Here is a 19,107-nt window from a genome sequence, read left to right as displayed (position 1 = left end):
TTTCTTCAAAGACAATAAATATCTTAGCATGTGTATTGACAAAAAGTCAACGTTTTTTCAGAAAAAGTTTCAACTTCTTTTCAGCATGATAAAAAAATGAGATTGCGACCCTGCTCATCTGATATAAAAAAACAGAAGGGGTGTTTAACCCCTTCTATTATATCATATTATTCTTCACCAATCACGACCTCTGCAATATTTACGGCATGGTCACCAATACGCTCAAGGTTACTGATCATATCTACAAAAATGATTCCGGCTGCGCCGCTGCAATTACCTTCGTTTAAACGGATGATATGCTTTTTACGAAGTTGACGCTCCATTTTATCGATTTGTTCTTCTTTTAATACGACTGAACGAGCTATACCAATGTCATTATCCTCAAGGGATTTAATGGCTTTTTGAAGAGTCTCTACTGTTAAGTCAAGCATTTCACTGAGATCTTCTATCGCCAGTTCACTCATTTTAACTTTATTTGCAATCTGATATTCAGCTAATTCTATTAAGTTTTCCATATGATCACCGACGCGTTCAATATCACGCACGGTATTCATAAGCATAGAGTGCTGTTCAGAGTCAGCTGAAGATAAAGAATTTGATGAAATCCTTACTAGATAATCAGTGATTTTTCGATCGAGATTATTAACGGCATCCTCAAACTGATACGTTAATTCAGCATGTCGCTTTTGTTTTGTTTTAATAAATTTCCCTGCTTCAATCAAGCCTTTTTCTGAAAGCTCAGCCATGCGTAGTGTTTCCTTTTTCGCTTGGCCTAAAGCAATGGAGGAAGATTGCTGGATAATCACCGGATCCAAATGCTGGGCTTTATACTCAATAACGGTTTCTTTACCAGGTAAAATTTTCAAGATGATCATCGCTAATATTCCGATGAACGGTAGTTGAACCAAGACGTTCGCTGTGTTAAATATTCCGTGAGCAAAAGCAATTTGCATCTCAGGATTAAGGTCTAATCTCGCACTGAGCGCAGCAATAAAATGCGTGTACGGTACAACAAAGATTAAGATAATAATTGTACCAATTAAATTGAATATTACGTGTGATGCTGCCGCACGCTTTGCAGCTAATGACGCTCCTAGTGAAGCAAGGACAGCTGTAATTGTTGTTCCTATATTGTCACCGAACAGAACTGGCAACGCTGCAGGCAAGTCCATCGCGCCTTGTGCATAAAGCTGTTGCAAAAGACCAATCGCTGCGGTTGAACTTTGAACACTGACTGTAAAAATAATTCCAATCAAAACACCAAGCAATGGATTATCACTCATACTTACCGTTAAATCAGCAAAAGCTTCCCACTCACGTAATGGACTCAGTCCGTCACCCATAAGTTCTAAACCATAAAAGAGAGCTCCAAAACCAAAGAATACTTGACCAAAATTGTTCGCTTTTTTGTTTTTAAGGAAGAAAATTAAAAACGTTCCGATTGCGATAACAGGAAGGGAGTATTCGGAAATATCTAAACCAATAATAAATGCTGTAACCGTCGTTCCAATGTTCGCTCCCATAATGACACCAATAGCTTGTCTAAATGTCATAAAGCCTGCGTTTACGAGGCCAATAGTAAGTACAGTCGTTCCGGTACTTGTTTGTAAAAGAACCGTGACCACAATCCCAGCAAGAACCCCCATAATCGGGTTACTTGTCGTTTTATCCAGGATGTCGCGCAACTTGTCTCCCGCAACCTTTTGCAAGCCGTCACCCATAAATTTAATCCCAAATAAGAAAATAGCTAGTCCGCCAAAAAACATAAAAAGCAGATCCCGAAGCTCTAATTCCAACAATCTCATCCCCTTGTGACTGAGTTAATTTCATCATTCGTCCAACGTTTTTCATAGTACAGATGAAGTATTAATGTTTCATTAATCAATTGTAAAGATTTTATTAAGTTTTTAACCTGCTGTTTAATTACCTCAACAACAAAAAAACTCTACATTGAAAACTAGAATTGTTGTACTTCTTAGTACAATCCGATAAAATTGTAATGGATTCGATACGTATAGTCAAAGGAGTGCACAAATGAATATTTTTAAACAATTTATTGCTAGCTTATATTCTCCAAAGATGATTGCTGCCTTCCGTCATCAAAAAATCGGTCGCGGTATTGGATACGTTTTCCTCCTTATGTTCATTACCCTTATTCCTATTGCAATATCACTCGGGACGACAATCCATTCGTTTGTCACACAACTAGAAACGCAATTGGAAGAAAACGTACCTGATTTTGCAATCGAAAACGGTGTTCTCTCTTCTACTGAAGTAGACGAACCTGTAATAAACGAAGAAGACGGACAAACAATTGTGTTTGACCCTACAGGCAGTTTAACTGAGAATGACCTTAGAGGTGAGTACACTGATGCAATCGCCTTGCTTGAGCGTGAAGCAATCCTTATTACAAATGGCGTCGCCCAAGAATCGATTGGTTATCAAGATTTTGGTCTTGATCTTACTAAACAAGAAGCTGTTGATCTGATCAGTTCAATCTCAGGTTTATTACCTCTCATTATTGGCATTATTGTTGCCCTTTTGTATTTATTCTTTACTGCAGGAAAATTCATCGGTGTAACGGTATTAGCTTTACTTGGTTTAATGTTCAGAAAAAGTGCCGGTGTACCAAACCTTACATTTAAACATTGTTGGGTTATTGCCGCCTTTACCGTAACCATGCCGACCGTCTTATTTAGTATTATCGATGCCCTTCACATACCAGTACCATTCCAATTCGGTATTTATTGGGTCATTGCCATCGTCATGTTATTCCAAGTATTCCGTAACATCCCAAGACCACGTACAGAAGAACCAAAAGAATTGTAATATTTATAAAAGTGTTGCCTTCTTTTTTGGGCGTTAGGCATTCGGGTGCTTGCAAAAACGAAAATAGAAATAATCGAAAAAGGTGGAACCTAAATGGTTCCACCTTTTTTGGCTATTTTCACAAAAAACTTTTGTTGGATTAGAATTATTTAAAAAAAGTATGACATCAAATGTCACAGCAAGAAAAAATATGCTATATTTAATAGGTAACGAACAATCGAGTGAACACAGACCGCCATAACGAACATTGCACAAACGAACTTATAATAAAAATAACCCGTGCAAACACTAGGTAAGGCACGTTAAAGTAAAGGGGTAATGAAAGATGATCGGATACCGAGTTAAAAGATACCGAAAAGAAAAAGGGATATCATTAACAGATTTAGCTCAGCGAGCAGGTGTAGCCAAATCCTACTTAAGTGCAATAGAAAGAAATATTCAAACAAACCCTTCCATTCAATTTTTAGAAAAAATCGCAGCAGTTCTTGATATTTCCGTTGATCACCTACTTAAAGATAATCCAGGCCAACCTACAGATGGGACTACGTATGACATGGACGATGAATGGCGATCTCTTGTTAAGGAAGCCATGAATTCTGGCATTTCTAAAGATGAGTTCCGGGATTTCCTTGAATTCAATAAGTGGAAGATGAAGAAGTAAGAACAAACTCCATGTTGCAAAAGGCCTCTCAAATTTAATGGAGGTTTTTTGTTGTTCTCAATTGCAATGCTCACTACTCTCATTCTTCAACGCTAAATACCCTGCCGGTACTGTATCAATTATTACTATAGCCCCCCCATGATTGGTACTCCTTCCACCGAAAACCCAGCTTCAAAAACTTCCCAACGGCCATTTAAATAAATGACCTATTAAAACTCTCTCTATTAGTGCTTGTTCAAAACTCCCATGTCTTATTAGACACCACAAGGTATGATAACTGGGTCTAAAGGCACCAGTTACCTTATAAAAAGAGCCGAGTAGATCGAGGCGGCGAAGTTTCGAGCACCAGAGCGACGAGCAAGACAGCCTAACGATCACTGATACTCTACGTAGCTTTACATCTGGTGTTAATACGTGAGGAGAGAGAAACAAGCCAACGAGCTTCCCCAGGAGATCCTATTCTCCGACAGCTATTTTTAGTGGACTTTTTGAACACTTTCTAGTAGTCAAGCTTCTTAGTATACAATCGCCGAGACATATTGTAGCTTTTTTATGAGCTACACTTGCCACTCATATAAGATACCGACCCTCAATTTTTTCTCTTCCCCAAACGTTCTTTATATCGAATAAAATATAGTATAAATGCCAACGACCATTTTGAAAAACCTTAAATACGCGTAAATTGACTAAATAACGAACATACGGCGTCTTTCAAATCGTACAATCACCGATTTCCTCACTTTTTCACGAATTATTTCAGTTTTTCATTGTTCGATAAAACGAAACAAGTGGACAAAATGCGGCAAACCTCTTCTTCAAAAAAAGACACTCCTAACCATTTATTAGAAGTGCTTAGGATATTTCTATAAAATTTATATTAAAGATCTATCAAACCGTTTTGTGTTTATGTACCTGCTTGTTGAGAAACGAACGAATTTCTTCTTTTGATAACCCTATTTCCCTCGCTTCTTGAATAAGTTTCTCCCACTCTTTGTCCCATGATTGCTGTTGCTCCCCCTGCACTACCACCATTTGAACTCCCCCTCTCAAGTTTTATCCCCACTAGGCAGCTTGGCGATCATAAAACAAGGATCTCCTACTGTTCCTCGTTCATTAGACCCGTAGCTTTGCGTCTCTACCTTTCGATAGATTTGCCGTTAAACTAGAAGGAGGTGGGAAAGAAAATCGAAATCAAACTCCCCATCCAAGTAAAGGAGGCGAATCGACTTTTCCTTTCATCATGTTTACACGAAAACTCTGCTTTACCTAGTGAAATTCTAGATGGCTTTTTCATAGATTACGTTTTGACTAGTGAAACTTAATATTATCGGCTACGATATAGAACGTTTGATGTAGTCCCATTATATACAAAAGAACCATACATATTATGCTGAATTTTGTCATCATTCTAAAAATGATACTTTGTACCTAAAATCAAATCTTATTACTTTACTTTTTTCATTTTTACCACAAAAAAGAGACAGCTTTTCGACTGTCTCCTCCATCTAAATCAATTTGTCTCCAGTTTTTCGATTTTTACTTTTCAGGAACGACGACGATTCTCGTTCCATCGACACTGATAACTTTGATCTTTTCGTCAGCTTGAATCCATTGATTATCCGATGTTGCACTATACAGTTTCCCTTCAACCTCAACGGTTCCGGTCGGCCTGAAAGGAGTTTTAGTAACTCCTGGTTTACCAACGAGTTCTTTATAACTTTCATTCATTGAATTGTACCCTTCGTCCCCCGTGAGCTTGTCTTTGAGCGTCATTTTTGACCACAAATTTCGAGATGGAAATACTTTAGTGAACAAAAACGAGGTAGGTACGGCGATCATAAGAGCCATGGCCACAAGCGCTCCATAAACAACACTTGGTGTTGGTAAAGATAAGCCTAAGATCATTAATAAAGCACCAACGAGAGCTATTGTACCGTCTGTAGTTACTTTCCCATCAAAAATAATGAGTAATAATCCGATCACATACAGTAATACTACCCAAAGTCCCGCATCGGCTGTTAAGTGATAAGAAAAGTACATTGACATAATCGCGATACCAAGAATACCAAACAAGCCTTTTGCTCTTACCATAATTTCACCAAAAATAAAAAGTGTACCTAAAAAAACGACGAGAAAACCTATTGTTGCAGATTCTAACATTTCCATAAGTTGCCCCCTTACTCGAAAGAGAATTCGTTACTTCTATGATACCAGAATTTATCGATTTAACATGTATACGAATACTTCATGAGGAAAGTTTCAAATTAAAAAAAGTTAGCTTTGAAACCTTAATTAAAAAAGCGTCCCTAGTTCTAATACCAGTTCTGTTGATCTTAAAACAGCCCCGCTTTACGCGGAGCTGTTTTGATTAGTTACGACTTAAACCAAGTGATCACACCAGAAGAAAACCAACCTCTAACAGCATCAATTAATGCATCAAAGAAGTCAAGAATGGATCGAATGAGTCCCTGCCCTTCTTCGCTTTCAAGGAATTCGCTTAGGTTATCACGGATTTTACCGATTTGATTTTGGACTTTTCCCCAGTCGATGTCGAGGTTTTGCATACGCTGAAACAAGGAAACAAGACCATTTAGCTCTTCCTCGGTTAATTCAATACCGAGTTCATTAGCAATCCGTTGAATTAAGTCGCGGAGATCTTCTTCGGTTTCAACATTTCCTTCCGCGATTTCTTCTTTAATACGTGTCATCAATTCAGCTGCTTTTTCAGTACCAAACTCTTCACCAAGTTCCGCGGTTTTGATCATTTCTTCATTCGCCACTTGTTTTTGTTCTTCGGGAATCACTTCTTCTGTGCTAGCTTCGTACGCTTTAATCAGCCCTGTAAGAGCTGCAGTACCACTCACATTGAAAGGTGCTGTTACATAAATTTCTGCATCTTCTACACCCGCAGTAACTAGGGCATTAGCGTACATCGCCTCAGTTACCCAGTCAATGCGGTTCGTTTCTACATTTACCCCTTCTCCGCTTTCAAGCAAAGTGATTTTTGTAGAAGATAACGCGTTTGTACCAATTCGACTGGCAGAAATATAATCTCCTAAGTACTGATGTTCTTCATCATTAGAAACGGTATACATTATCGCTGATTCTTCGTCAACACCCATTTCATCTAAAAGAGTCGCTCGTTGCTCATTAGATAAGTCTTCTCCAAGCGTGACCAATACGTCACCTGGTGCAGCATCGGCAAATGCCATGGAAGCGAATAAAAACCAGCCAGCAAAAACTGTCACCGCACTTTTAAAAAGTTTATGTTTCATTTTTCATTTCTCCTTCCCTGTCGTTTCTTATATCATTTCGAAACGACTTTCCGCTTTAAGTATCCTCATTATTTTTGTGAGGCTCTATTCTAAAGGCTCTTTTTTCTTAAAGTTTACGACAACAGCCTTGTAAACCAAAGGACAAAGGATGATTTTCATCTTATTGAGAGTCGTCCTCTTTATGGATGTTCTGTTGTCCAAGAACGCTCAGGTGCTGGCATTATAGTTCTAAGCCAAATGGCTGTAGCAGCAATGATAAAAAGTGATTTTAAAAACATTCCCCACTCATCGAACATCCACAAACTATAAATAACAGGTCCAAACGCGACACCAAGAAAGCGAATCATATGGTAAAACGAGACAACCATACCCCTCTCATTATGTGAGACGGCAGAAGTGACTAACAGGTTACAGCACGGAAGAATAAATCCAATACCTGCTGAAAGAATCACCATATAAACCACAGTCGTCAAAAACGTGTGCCAAACAAGAGCCATTGTTAATGGCGCTAAAATGAATAAAAATCCGAGAGCAAAAAAGAAACGTATGCGCTCAGGTTCCCCACCAATCTTTTTCCCCGCTATATATGAAGCAATCGTAAAAACAGTCAATGGGATCGCGATGATCACGCCTTTTGTGGCACCACCTAACGCGTATACGCGTTCAATCTCATAGCTCAAATAAACGAGAAGCCCGAATAAAATGAAAAGTGCTGCACCGCCTACGATCATCACTGGGATGAGCCAGCGCCCTTCACGCTTAAATGCCGTGATGACTGTTTTAAAGTATACACTAAACTTGAGAGAGTCTCGATTAATTTTTTCTTCGTGAACGTAGCGGAAAATTCCTGCTAATGCGAGAAGTGCTAAAACAAAATACAACCAAAAGGTGCTCGTCCAAATAAACAAGGCAGCCACAGCTCCAAGTAACGGACTCACTGCTTTCCCAAGTCCATTAAATACTTCCATCGCCCCCAGTGCCGTGCTGCGTTTTCCTCCTTGAAACTGATCACCGATAAATGCCATCGCTAATGAAGCCGTGCCCCCTGCACCAATCCCCTGCACAAAGCGACCAACTAATAACAAGATATACGCAAACTGGCCATACATCATGACAGCTATAGAACAAATGACACTCCCTACTGCGATGATGATGAGTGAGATAAGCACAACTCTTTTTCTCCCGATCCGGTCCGAAAGAATGCCCACAAACGGAATCGACAGAGCTGCAGGGATTGAGAAAATAGTTAAAATGAAACCCGATTGAACAGAGCTGATCCCAAGGTCCACTTCCATTGTCGGCAGCAATGGAATGAACATTGAATTTCCAATTACCATTAAAAATGGTAAAAGCCCGAGCATAAATATGATAAGGCGTTCTTTTTTTGTCATCATAGGACTCACCTGCCTTTAAAAATTATAAGCTCTTTAGGTGGATCTGATTGATTTAGAACACAATTCTACAAGAAAAAGTCATTATTCTACACAAGAGTAACTCTACTCTACCCAAAAATTCATTCATTTCTATTTCTTGTCATAATAAAGAAGGACAAGCATAGAGTATAGTATTCAACCGAAAGGAGATGGACAAGCATGAAGCAGCTGATTGGTATTGCGATTTTCATTATCCTTGTTGTTAGTGTTTATTATGATCTCACTGAAGGTACCTTACCCGACCATTCTATAAGTGAGCAAAATATAGAACATGCAGATGAAAACCAAGACGCTGCAGATCAGCAAGAAGGTACTACTCTCGTTTATCAGGAAGTCATTGTTGAATCCGGACATACTGTTTACACGATCGTACAAGCCCTCCACCAAGACCAAACAATCGATGCAGGCTTTGATCAGATCGCAGATGACTTTGAACTGTTAAACCCTGAAGTGAGTGCTCATGAAATTCAGGTCGGTCAAACTTATCGCTTTCCTTTATACATAGACGTTCAAAACACTCCAGAATCATAACCCAAGTCAGATCAGATTCATTGCGATTTTTCCTGAATGTTTTAAACACCTACTAAAATCGTAGTCCTTGCTAGTATGCCGGGTCGCTGATACAATGTGTGAGGATAGATAATTTTAATCATCTTTCAACTACAATAAAGGGGCGATGATTCAGTGACCCAATTCACGCATCGAAAGGATACGCGCCCGGTACAAGTCGGACCATTAACAATCGGCGGTAATGATGAAGTCATCATTCAAAGCATGACGATGTCAAAAACCCACGATGTTGAAGCGACTGTGGCAGAAATTAACCGTTTAGAAGAAGCGGGCTGTCAAATTGTCCGTGTAGCTTGTCCGGATATGCGCGCAGCTGAAGCAATTCCTGATATTAAAAAGCGCATAAACATTCCACTTGTCGTGGATATTCATTTTGACTATAAGTTAGCTTTAAAAGCAATTGAAGGCGGAGCTGACAAAATCCGAATTAACCCGGGTAACATCGGCCGACGTGAAAAAGTCGAAGCTGTTGTCAATGCAGCTAAAGAGAAAAAGATTCCAATCCGGATTGGCGTAAACGCGGGTTCTTTAGAAAAAAGAATCTTAGAGAAATACGGGTACCCGACGGCAGAGGGGATGGTAGAGAGTGCTCTGCATCACATCAAAATTTTAGAAGACCTTGACTTTTATGACATCATCGTCTCTATGAAAGCATCTGATGTCGGATTAGCTGTTGAGGCATACAAGAAAGCTGCAGAAGCGTTTGACTACCCGCTTCACTTAGGGATTACTGAATCCGGTACACTTTTTGCAGGTACAGTAAAAAGCTCTGCTGGACTAGGGGTAATATTAAACCATGGAATCGGAAACACGCTGCGGATTTCATTAAGTGCTGATCCGGTAGAAGAAATTAAAGTAGCAAAGGAATTGTTGAAAACATTCGGTCTTGCTGCGAATGCGGCAACGTTAATTTCCTGCCCGACTTGCGGACGAATCGAAATTGACTTAATAAGCATTGCAAATGAAGTAGAAGAATATATTCAGCAAATTCATGCTCCAATTAAAGTTAGTGTCCTTGGATGTGCTGTAAACGGACCAGGTGAGGCTAAAGAAGCCGATATTGGTATAGCCGGCGCGAGAGGTGAAGGCCTTCTCTTCAGACACGGAGAAATTATTCGAAAAGTACCAGAAGAAATCATGGTCGATGAATTAAAGAAAGAAATCGATAAGCTCGCAGAAGAACATTACAAGAAACAAAAAGAAAAAGAAGAGGACGCTCAAAAAGCTTAGTCCGTGGAGAATACGACTTAAGTTTTGAATGAAAGGAAGGCGCACACGAAATGTGTGCGCCTTCTGTTTGGTGTTTTTCAGATCACGCCGGCTAAAAAAATGGAGACATAAACAAACTGATGATGATCGAGAAAGCCCCGATCCCGATTGCAGTATACCCTAACCCTGCGTGACCTCTTGCACGAGCGATGAAACCAATCACAATAGCAGTTGCACCTAAGATGACCGGCAGGAAGAATAAACTTACGATGGCTATGGCAACACCAATTGCCCCCAAGCCTCTTCCTTCTGTCCCAGCATCCTCCTCGGCTTCACCACCGTCTGAAGACTGTTGTCGAGGCTCTGCTCCTATTCCAGTAGCGTTCGGCGAAACTTCAGCCGCCGTTTCCTCGCCGAAATTAGCGTCCTCATTACGATTAAGTGTTTCGTTTGGATAGTCGTCCCGCTCCTCATCCACAAGGCGCAGGTCTCTTTCTGGATTGCGTTCGTCCATGGTTCTCCTCCTTTATTTTCGGACGTAACCATAGTATGTGAAAAGTTCAAGGGTCTGACCCCGCACAATTTTGTGTAATTTTTGGAGATAGAAAGGTGATTGAACAATGAATAAGAAGAGATATCGTTTCGGTATTGATATTGATGGTACAGTTACGGACCCAGCTACATTCATCCCTCATATAAATCAGCATTTTAAACGTGAGTTAACACTTGATGATGTAACGCAGTATGATTTGAGTAAGGTGCTTGGCATTTCCGAGGCTGATTTTTGGAAGTGGATGCAGGAACACGAGGGAGATTTGTATGCTCAAGCAAATCTTGCTGCAAAAGTTAAAGAAACACTTCTCGAGTGGGAACAGGTACATGAGTTATTTTATATTAGTGCGCGACATAACCGTTTTTCAGACTTGACGAAAAACTGGTTTGATGAAAACGCTCTGCCCTATCATCACATTGAGCTTTTAGGGCAGCATGATAAAATTGCAGCAGTTAAAAAGCACAAAGTCGATGCATTCTTTGAAGATAAACATGATAATGCTGTGAATATCGCCGAAGAATGTGGGATTCCTGTTGTGTTAATCAATACACCGTATAACCAGGATCCTGTTCCGACTTTGGTTCACCGGGTTAATAGCTGGCAAGAAGCCCAAAAAACAGTACAGCACTTATTTGGTCAATAAATTAAGAAAAACCGCAAAGCAGTCTTTTATTAAGGCTCTCTTCTAAAAGGTTGTTGCTATTTGTTTTTTGAGCGTTAGGCAAGCGCATGCTTGCCCTGTTACGCATAGCGTGACAGCTTTGAAAAAACGCTCAAAAAGCAAAAAACTTTACTAAATCAGCCTTTATTAAAAACAGCGTCAGCTTCGACCATGTTACCTTGGTGGAAGTTTTTTGACCTTTTATAGAGCCTTTGAGAAGAGTGCGGAGACTTCTCTAATCCTCAATATTGATTACACAAAAACACACAATATTAGTAACAAAAACATAAACAACGCACCTTATTCATGGTATTCTATAATAAAAGTGAAACAGGTGTTCGTTCCCTGCCCTAGCTTAAGATGTATCTATTTTCCTTCTTAGACAAATCACCAAAACATACTCTCTATTTAGGTGGTGAAAACCGATATGAAAGACAACCTTTACGAGAACTTACGTGAACTGGATGTTACGAGGATCGAGGCTTTTGAAAACAAGCTTCTAGATGCTCTTGAATCCAAGGAAACGCTGAAGATTGAGTATGTTTTTGAAAATGAAGTACACATATGTTTTGGCCAGATAAGCGAAATCCACCCAATATCTAAAAGATTTAAGGTCATCAGCCCAACCAATATAACGACACAGGTTTTTTTAGATGTAGTTACTAATATTGAATCATCAAGGTAAGACACCAATCTCATTCAATGAAAGTGGGCAAACCTTCCACTTATGTATAGAAAAAACAGCGTTAGCTTCCACCGTGTGTAGGTAGCTGCCCTCTAAATTCTTATCTTTTTAAAAAATACCGTTTCTATTACAAGAATAGAAACGGTAAACGGTTATACTCTACATCACACTTCATTTGCTTCTTGTTTCCCTTCACATTCAGAGCAATAGCCATAAATTTCAAATTTGTGACCAATGATCTGAAAATCATCCACACTTTCTTTAAAACTATCCATAGGACAATTGTGAACATGCTTTGTTTTCCCACAATCGACGCAGATGAGATGATGGTGATGGTCATCTGTTGAGCATGCAAAACGAAATTTCTTTTCCCCTTCTAGCTCTGTTTCCTCTAGAATACCAAGCTCAGTAAACAAGGAAAGGTTGCGGTAAATCGTATCAAAACTCAATCCGGTGTACGTGTCTTGCAATGCTTGGAGCACATCTTTCGCAGCTAGATATCGCTTTTCATTTGAAAACAAGGTCAGAATATCCGCTCGTTTATCGGTATGTTTGTACCCTTGATCTTTCATCACTTTTAATGCTTGTTCGATATTCATGCAAACTACCCCTCCTGGACTAAGCGTTAGATAACTTATGCAAACCCTTTACGAAAGCGTTTTAGAACTGAAGCTATTAGTAGTAAAATCACGCCCATTACGACAATCATTCCTCCTGTAGCTACGTTTAAATGATAGGAAAAGAAAATCCCTCCAATCATCGCAAGTTCCCCGAATACAACCCCTAATAAAACCACTTGTCGAAAGCTTTTCGCCAGCTGAATACTAGCAGCCACCGGCAACGTCACCATAGCACCTACAAGTAGAATCCCAACTACCTTCATCGACATCGAAATGACGATGGCGATGAGAAGCGAAAAGAAGAAGTTGATGCGTCGTACTTTTATTCCTGATGTTTTGGCAAATTCCTGATCAAACGAAATGGAAAGTAACTCTTTATAAAACATCATTAAAATCATGAACGCAACCAGACCCGTTAATAAAATAAACCATAAATCTCCAACAGTGACTGTCACGATACTTCCAAATAAATAGTTGTACCATTCGTTATAAGAACCTGGAGATAAACTGATTAAAATAGCACCCAGTCCAATTCCAGATGAAAGGATAATTGGAATCGCCAGTTCCTGAAAGTGTTTATAAATTTGCCTCAACTTTTCGATTAGTAAAGAACCAGCTAAAGAAAAAATGAGACCCGTATAAAGTGGGTTTATAAAACCGAGCCACAAAGTCGTCTGACTTAAAAACACACCAGCGGCAATTCCTGTGAGTGTAATATGAGAAAGAGCTTCTGAGATAATGGTAATCCGACGGACAAGCAAAAAAGCACCAAGCAACGGACAAATAAAACCAATTATCAGTCCTGCAATAATCCCTCTTTCTAAAAACGTAAGTTGCTGTATAAATTCCATCATTTATTCACACCTTCAAAAATTACACTCGCTTACGAGTGAGAAGCACAATAATTAATAAGATAAATACGTTGACCATGACAATCATTCCTCCTGGTGCTAAATCCAGATGGAATGCACTCACCATACCGACTACCACTGAAATTTCCCCGAACAAAACAGAGTATAAAAACATTTGCTTAAAACCTCTTGCTAGTCGCATTGCAGCAGCCACAGGTAGTGTCATTAAAGACGATACGAGTAGGATCCCAACCACTCTCATAGAAGCAGCAATAACTAAAGCGACCATAATAATAAATAACACATGCAAAAAGCGACGCGGGATACCAGACACAACCGCTTGGTCCTCATCAAAGCTAAGAAAAAACAGCTCTTTATAAAATAAAACGAGAAGCACTGTAACAATAACGGTAATCCCTAGAATTGTATAAAAATCAGACCGACTCACTGCCACTACGCTTCCAAACAAATAATTAAACAAATCGTTGTTGAACCCGTTTGCGAGGCTGATAAACACTACGCCAATTCCAATTCCAGCAGAGAGAATAATCGGAATCGCAAGTTCTTTATAAAACTGATAAACCGTACGCAGCCTCTCGATCAAAAGAGATCCACCTACAGAAAAAACAGCTCCCATATAAAGAGGGTTTAACCCAGCGAAAAATCCATAATGTCTACCTAATAGTAAGCTAAAAGCAATGCCTGTAAGCGTAATATGAGACAAAGCATCGGCAATTAAGGTAAGTCTCCTAACAACGAGAAACACCCCCAAAAAAGGGGCTAAAAAACCGACCATCAGCCCCGCGTACAAGGCATATGTTAAAAAATCGTACTGAAAAAACACACTAATCACGAGCTTGACCTCCGTCGTGATCGTGATGGTGGTCGTGGTTGTGTGTCAATACTTGTACATCATGACCATACATTCGCGACATCATATCTTCTTCCTGTTCTTCATATTCTGCTGTACCACCGTGGAAGTGAAGGTGTTTATTTAAGCACGCAACATCGGTTACATATTGCGTCATCGCCCCGATATCGTGAGTCACTAATACGAGTGTAATCCCTTGATTAACGTTCAAATCCTTTAACATCGTGTAAAAACGTTGAACACTTTTCGCATCTACGCCTACTGTTGGTTCATCAAGAATTAAAAGGCGTGGATTACTGACTAATGCTCTCGCAATAAATACTCGCTGTTGCTGTCCACCTGAAAGCTGACCGATATTTTCGTACATAAACTCTTCCATTTCTACTTGCTCAATCGCTTTTTTAACTTGTTCTTTATGCTTTCGAGTAAGAAAACGAAACAGTCCAACTTTCCCGTAAAGACCCATTGAAACGACTTCAAATACTGTTGCCGGAAAGCCGCTGTTAAAGCTGTTTGCTTTTTGACTGACAAAACCTATGTTCTCCCATTGATCAAAGCTCATGAGCTCCTTACCAAACAAGCGTATGTTCCCGCTTTTAGGAGTGAGCAACCCGAGAAGGCATTTTACAAGTGTTGATTTACCCGAACCATTCGGTCCGACCAGTCCTAAAAATGATCCTTCATCAATTCTCAAATGAATGTCTTCAAGAACATTTCGCCCATTATAATCAAAGGAAAGGTCGGAAATTTCAATGGCCGTTTGTTTAGTTGACATGCTATCACGTTCCTCTATCTTTATCACAACGCCAACAAAGTTAGCTTTTAAGAATGATTACGATTTATTTCTTATCCTACTATACATGAGGTGAAAATATTTGTAAACAAAACACATGCATGTGACATATCGTCACTGTAAAATGAAACTATAATGAGGAGAAGGTGAGCTGGAAATACTAGCACCCGAGGACGTGAAATAATGAAAAAACAAACAGCAGTTATTGACCTTGGCTCAAACTCAATTCGACTCGTGATTTTTGAGATTGACAACCAGGGAGGTTATAAAGAAATCGAAAACTTAAAAATTGTCGCACGCCTCAGCTCTCATATCGATGAGGCTGGTTGTTTATCCGCTGAAGGACTAGCAACGATGAAAGAAACACTTTGTCGATTCCGTGCGGTTATGGAACAGTACACAATCACCGAGGTTCGCGGAGTAGCTACTGCAGCCATAAGAAACGCAGTGAACCGTGAAGAAATAGAACATTTTTTAGAGGAAGAAACTGACATGTCTTTTCGTGTTTTATCTGAAAAAGAAGAAGCCTGTTATGGCTTTTTAGCTGTGGCTAATTCTACTGAAGTTGCAGACGGCATTACAATTGACATTGGTGGAGGAAGCACAGAGATTACGTTATTTAAAAACAGGGATTTGAAACATTATCATAGCTTCCCATTCGGAGCGTTAACTCTAAAGCGAAGATTTGTCGAAGACGGTGACAGGCCAACTGATACCGAATTACGACAACTCCGAAAATTTGTTCACGATGCTTTCGATACCCTTCCTTGGTTAAAAAGTACGAATGATCCGGTAATCGGCATTGGCGGAAGCGCCAGAAATATCGCTCTTGTTCACCAGCATTCGATCGACTATCCATTAGCTGGTCTTCATCATTATGAAATGAACAAAAAAGATGTTTCTGCCATTTTCGATAAACTTTATGACATTACACTTAAGCAAAGACAACAGGTAGATGGGTTATCGAAAGACAGAGCTGATATTATACTTCCAGCAATTTGTGTAATCGAAACACTTCTCGATTATATCAACACTGAACGTTTCATTTTAAGTAACAAAGGGTTGCGTGAGGGTGTCTTTTTTGAAACATTATTAACAGAAATGAAAACCGACATTTTTCCTAATGTCACCGAGGAGAGCTTTTATCAGTTAAGTAAGGAATATCAGCTTGATGGTGAACATCACCGTAAACTTTCCGTTTTAGCTGCAACTTTATTTCATTGGCTTAAAGCCTACAGTGAACAGTCGTACAACGACGAAGACCTTCACCTTTTGACTCTTGCTGCACGAGTTTTTTATATCGGCGAGTCCATTCATCCTGAAGCTCGTTCTCAGCATACCTTTTATTTGCTCACAAACCAGTCCATTGACGGCTTGTCGCATTTGAAACGACTGGCTGTAGCGTTATTGGCTTCATTTCGCTCGCGTTCATTATTTTATCAATTCGCCAAGCCATTTAATCATTGGGTCGCTGATCACGAATTAAAAAAGTATGAACAACTAGGGGCCATTTTGCGTTTAGCTTACGGACTAAATCGCACAAAACAAAGTGTTGTAACAGATGTGAAGGTGGTGTCGAAAAAAACAAATCATCTATCTCTCCATATAAATACCGAAAAAGATGCTTATTTTGAAGAAGTACATGCGCAAAAATATAAAAAACATCTAGAACGTGCTTTTAACATCGATATCGACGTATCCATAAATAAAGAAAAAGCTTCCTACTCGGATGTGTAATTTTATTTGAATAAGGGGAAATGGCGGATGGTGAGGCTTTATGAATAATAATGTATATGAAAATGAAAGTGCAGAAAAACAACCTGATTTTCAAAATCCACAATATTATAATAATCGGGAATTAAGCTGGCTTGCCTTTAATAAACGAGTGCTTGAAGAAGCAATCGATGAACGAAACCCGCTTTTTGAACGACTTAAATTTATCGCTATTTTCAGTTCAAATTTAGATGAATTTTTCATGGTTAGAGTTGCCGGTTTAAAGGATCAAGTGAAAGCTAGTTTTAGTAAACCAGATAATAAGGCAGGACTCACTCCAAAACAGCAATTGCAAGAAATCAGTGAAGCTAATCACCGTCTAGTCAAGCTTCAAGATGAGTTGTTTACCGAAACTCTCATGCCTAGGCTTTACCAGGAAAACATTCACTTTTTAACGATAGGGGAACTAAATACAGAGCAGCTCAATTATATCGAACGTCGATTTGACCAATACATTTTGCCAGTCCTTACCCCTATGGCAATCGATGCTTACCGCCCATTTCCAATGTTACTTAACAAAAGTCTAAATTTAGCTGTCGTATTAACCGATTCGAGCCACCGGGACAAACTAGCGATTGTTCAAGTGCCCGCCGTGCTCACACGATTTATTCTTCTTCCTTCTAAAAATGATGTCAAGTCATTTATTATGCTTGAGGACATTATCAGTCACTTCATCAACAAGCTCTTTAAAGGGTATGTTGTTAAATCTGTCTCGCCTTTTCGCATTACCCGAAATGCTGACCTAACCATTCATGAAGAAGGGGCACGAGATTTACTTCGCGAGATTGAAAAAGAACTTAAAAAGCGCAAATGGGGAGCTGCCGTCCGCTTAGAAACACAACGTGGGAATATGGATGATAAAGTGCTTACTTTTTTAAAAAACGTTTTAGAAATTAAACAAGAGGATGTATATATAATTGGGGGTCCTCTTGATTTATCGTTTTTGTTTCATTTTTATAAAACCCTAGCGCTGGATTATGAGCATCTTGTTAATGAAAATTTAGTCCCTCTCCCACCTCTTGATCTCATTGCAGAGGAGAATATATTTGAGGCCGCTCTTGAAAATGATTTATTTTTTCACCACCCGTACGAGTCCTTCCAGCCGATCGTCGATTGGATTACCCACTCCGCAAATGATCCAAGTGTCTTGGCAATTAAACAAACATTGTATCGTGTTAGTGGAGATTCCCCCATCATTCACGCTTTAGCCGAAGCAGCCGAGAGGGGAAAGCAAGTGACCGTTCTCGTAGAGCTAAAAGCTCGATTTGATGAGGAAAACAATATTCAATGGGCCAAAAAGTTAGAAAAGTCAGGGGTTCATGTCATTTATGGTCTTACCGGGTTAAAAACGCACAGTAAGATCACACTTATCGTCCGGCACCACCAAGGTAAAATTCAACGATTTGTTCATTTAGGAACTGGGAACTATAATGATTCCACAGCGAAACTTTACACCGACATGGGATTGATTACAACTAATGAGCAATTCGGTATGGACGCTACAAATTTTTTCAATTATTTAAGTGGATACAGTAAAAAGCCAAAGTGGAGCAAAATACAAACGGCACCTTTTGACATCCGGGAATCTTTTTTAATGCTCATCGATCAAGAAATCGATAACCAAAAACAATTTCAAAACGGAAGAATTATTGCCAAAATGAATTCGCTTACAGATAAACCAATCATCCTAAAGCTTTACGAAGCAAGCCAAGTCGGGGTCAAAATCGACCTCATCGTCCGCGGGATCTGTTGTTTAAAACCAGGAATTCCAGGTGTGAGCGAGACCATTTCCGTCAGTAGCATCATCGATCGTTTTCTTGAACACAGCCGCATTTTTTATTTTTTTCAAAATGGGAAAGAAGCAACTTATCTGTCGTCGGCAGATTGGATGACTCGTAACATGGAAAAACGAATTGAAATTTTGTTTCCAATTGAAAGTATGCGAAGTAAAGCGAGAGTCAAGGAAGTACTTGACATTACTTTGCGTGATAATACAAAAGCGCGTGTGCAACATAATACAGGGGAATACCGTTACACGGATACGTCGACTGAAATTCCAGCCGTACAAAGTCAGCTCGCCTTTTACCAATTGGCTTCACAAATTTTCCAAGAGGATGATTAACGCACTATTCAACATTTTCGAGGCTTTCTGGCTTCTTCTGACGGGCTAAAATGACCTTGTAGCTGTCTTTCCTCTGCTAGTCATGCTCCGATGTGTATCAGTCCTAGACAATCCGCAGCTTATTCACGAAGTAATGCTTGTAGCTGGAACTAGATGTTATTCCAATTACTAAAAAGTTATCCACAATCTAAGCAAATATAA

18 protein-coding genes and 1 riboswitch are annotated in these 19,107 nt (G+C 39.5%); of the genes, 8 read left to right on the top strand and 10 right to left on the bottom strand.

Going from position 1 to position 19,107, the window contains the following annotated elements:
* Positions 1-167: 167 nt before the first annotated feature.
* A complete protein-coding gene (locus CDZ94_RS00780) occupies positions 168-1,805 on the bottom strand; it encodes a Na/Pi cotransporter family protein (protein ID WP_425352516.1) in 1,638 nt (545 codons plus the stop codon).
* 229 nt (positions 1,806-2,034) lie between these two features.
* Between CDZ94_RS00780 and CDZ94_RS00775 the strand changes: the two genes are divergently transcribed.
* Both CDZ94_RS00775 and CDZ94_RS00770 read left to right on the top strand, forming a co-directional pair.
* Positions 2,035-2,829, top strand: a complete 795-nt coding sequence (locus CDZ94_RS00775) for a DUF1189 domain-containing protein (protein ID WP_096434649.1) — start codon at positions 2,035-2,037, stop codon at positions 2,827-2,829.
* Positions 2,830-3,154: 325 nt separating this feature from the next.
* Positions 3,155-3,490 (top strand): helix-turn-helix domain-containing protein, encoded by a 336-nt coding sequence (locus CDZ94_RS00770; protein WP_096434648.1) that lies wholly within the window; start codon positions 3,155-3,157, stop codon positions 3,488-3,490.
* Positions 3,491-4,378: 888 nt separating this feature from the next.
* Here CDZ94_RS00770 and CDZ94_RS00765 read toward each other — a convergent pair.
* The 4 genes from CDZ94_RS00765 to CDZ94_RS00750 form a co-directional block, all read right to left on the bottom strand.
* Positions 4,379-4,522: an anti-repressor SinI family protein gene (locus CDZ94_RS00765; protein WP_096434647.1), complete on the bottom strand. Its 144-nt coding sequence runs from the start codon at positions 4,520-4,522 to the stop codon at positions 4,379-4,381.
* A 30-nt stretch (positions 4,523-4,552) separates the two neighbouring features.
* Positions 4,553-4,656: riboswitch (cyclic di-GMP riboswitch) on the bottom strand.
* Between the two features lie 370 nt (positions 4,657-5,026).
* Positions 5,027-5,656 (bottom strand): NfeD family protein, encoded by a 630-nt coding sequence (locus CDZ94_RS00760; protein ID WP_096434646.1) that lies wholly within the window; start codon positions 5,654-5,656, stop codon positions 5,027-5,029.
* Between the two features lie 206 nt (positions 5,657-5,862).
* A complete protein-coding gene (locus CDZ94_RS00755) occupies positions 5,863-6,765 on the bottom strand; it encodes a DUF1002 domain-containing protein (protein WP_096434645.1) in 903 nt (300 codons plus the stop codon).
* Between the two features lie 179 nt (positions 6,766-6,944).
* On the bottom strand, positions 6,945-8,159 hold the full coding sequence (locus CDZ94_RS00750; RefSeq protein WP_096434644.1) for an MFS transporter: 1,215 nt from the start codon (positions 8,157-8,159) through the stop codon (positions 6,945-6,947).
* A 198-nt stretch (positions 8,160-8,357) separates the two neighbouring features.
* Here CDZ94_RS00750 and CDZ94_RS00745 point away from each other — a divergent pair, with 198 nt between their 5' ends.
* Entirely contained in the window at positions 8,358-8,729 is a 372-nt protein-coding gene (locus CDZ94_RS00745) for a hypothetical protein (protein WP_096434643.1), read from the top strand.
* Positions 8,730-8,882: 153 nt separating this feature from the next.
* Positions 8,883-9,998, top strand: coding sequence for a flavodoxin-dependent (E)-4-hydroxy-3-methylbut-2-enyl-diphosphate synthase (gene ispG, locus CDZ94_RS00740; RefSeq protein ID WP_096434642.1), 1,116 nt, complete (start codon positions 8,883-8,885; stop codon positions 9,996-9,998).
* Positions 9,999-10,089: 91 nt separating this feature from the next.
* Here ispG and CDZ94_RS00735 read toward each other — a convergent pair whose 3' ends face one another.
* Complete coding sequence (locus tag CDZ94_RS00735) at positions 10,090-10,491, bottom strand: DUF4190 domain-containing protein (protein WP_232735774.1); 402 nt, start codon at positions 10,489-10,491, stop codon at positions 10,090-10,092.
* Between the two features lie 106 nt (positions 10,492-10,597).
* Here CDZ94_RS00735 and CDZ94_RS00730 point away from each other — a divergent pair, with 106 nt between their 5' ends.
* Both CDZ94_RS00730 and CDZ94_RS00725 read left to right on the top strand, forming a co-directional pair.
* Positions 10,598-11,173: a 5' nucleotidase, NT5C type gene (locus tag CDZ94_RS00730; RefSeq protein WP_096434641.1), complete on the top strand. Its 576-nt coding sequence runs from the start codon at positions 10,598-10,600 to the stop codon at positions 11,171-11,173.
* A 445-nt stretch (positions 11,174-11,618) separates the two neighbouring features.
* On the top strand, positions 11,619-11,876 hold the full coding sequence (locus CDZ94_RS00725) for a YolD-like family protein (protein WP_096434640.1): 258 nt from the start codon (positions 11,619-11,621) through the stop codon (positions 11,874-11,876).
* A gap of 164 nt (positions 11,877-12,040) precedes the next feature.
* On the opposite strand, the gene CDZ94_RS00720 is transcribed toward CDZ94_RS00725, so the two are convergent.
* The 4 genes from CDZ94_RS00720 to CDZ94_RS00705 are packed head-to-tail and all read right to left on the bottom strand — an operon-like array spanning position 12,041 to position 14,993.
* Entirely contained in the window at positions 12,041-12,475 is a 435-nt protein-coding gene (locus CDZ94_RS00720; RefSeq protein WP_096434639.1) for a Fur family transcriptional regulator, read from the bottom strand.
* 35 nt (positions 12,476-12,510) lie between these two features.
* The gene (locus CDZ94_RS00715) at positions 12,511-13,350 is read right to left on the bottom strand and encodes a metal ABC transporter permease (RefSeq protein WP_096434638.1); all 840 of its coding nucleotides are present in this window, start codon (positions 13,348-13,350) and stop codon (positions 12,511-12,513) included.
* A 19-nt stretch (positions 13,351-13,369) separates the two neighbouring features.
* A complete protein-coding gene (locus tag CDZ94_RS00710) occupies positions 13,370-14,200 on the bottom strand; it encodes a metal ABC transporter permease (protein ID WP_096434637.1) in 831 nt (276 codons plus the stop codon).
* Complete coding sequence (locus CDZ94_RS00705) at positions 14,193-14,993, bottom strand: metal ABC transporter ATP-binding protein (RefSeq protein ID WP_096434636.1); 801 nt, start codon at positions 14,991-14,993, stop codon at positions 14,193-14,195. Before CDZ94_RS00705 ends, CDZ94_RS00710 begins: the two co-directional genes overlap by 8 nt.
* 201 nt (positions 14,994-15,194) lie before the next feature.
* On the opposite strand from CDZ94_RS00705, the gene CDZ94_RS00700 reads away from it, so the two are divergent.
* Positions 15,195-16,748 (top strand): Ppx/GppA phosphatase family protein, encoded by a 1,554-nt coding sequence (locus tag CDZ94_RS00700; RefSeq protein WP_096434635.1) that lies wholly within the window; start codon positions 15,195-15,197, stop codon positions 16,746-16,748.
* Between the two features lie 40 nt (positions 16,749-16,788).
* On the top strand, positions 16,789-18,906 hold the full coding sequence (locus tag CDZ94_RS00695) for an RNA degradosome polyphosphate kinase (protein ID WP_096434634.1): 2,118 nt from the start codon (positions 16,789-16,791) through the stop codon (positions 18,904-18,906).
* Positions 18,907-19,107 lie beyond the last annotated feature (201 nt).

Source organism: Alteribacter populi (assembly GCF_002352765.1).
Taxonomy (GTDB): Bacteria; Bacillota; Bacilli; order Bacillales; family Salisediminibacteriaceae; genus Alteribacter; species Alteribacter populi.
Note: the sequence above shows the minus strand (reverse complement) of the source record. Positions and strands in the feature narration are given on the sequence as shown.